Raw genomic sequence first — 407 nt, 5'->3', positions numbered from 1 at the left:
AAATACGGAGTATTTCATTGAGACAGGTTTTGCCTCAAAAATTTAAGTTAGTGAAGAATCAACTTTTGAAGAAGAACTACAAAAAGGCAATCGTATTCGTCTACGAATCAATACGCAAAAATTAAACATCTTTTCTGCAGATGGTTCCCAAAACCTGATAATAGGAGTCAACCATGGAATGTAAAAAACTAAATATTTGGACAGCTTCCTCTTTCTTCATCTTTCTTACCTATCTTGTCTTTCTCGTTTATCCTATCGTTACCGTGCTCAAGCAAGCACTTATACATGAAGGACAATTCTCACTAGCTAATTTTGTCACTTTCTTTAGTAAAGCCTACTACTCTGAGACACTAGTCAACAGTTTCAGGGTTTCCATTACCGCTACTGTCACTTCCTTAGTTGTAGGA

General features: G+C 36.1%; 1 protein-coding gene. It reads left to right on the top strand.

Features of this window, described 5'->3' with window-relative positions:
- Positions 1-173: 173 nt before the first annotated feature.
- Positions 174-407 (top strand): hypothetical protein (locus HZ297_RS11995; protein WP_218644634.1); only part of this gene is annotated, 234 nt, incomplete at its 3' end.

Source organism: Thiomicrorhabdus cannonii (assembly GCF_013391695.1).
GTDB lineage: Bacteria > Pseudomonadota > Gammaproteobacteria > Thiomicrospirales > Thiomicrospiraceae > Thiomicrorhabdus > Thiomicrorhabdus cannonii.
This window is presented reverse-complemented; position numbering and strand designations above follow the sequence as displayed.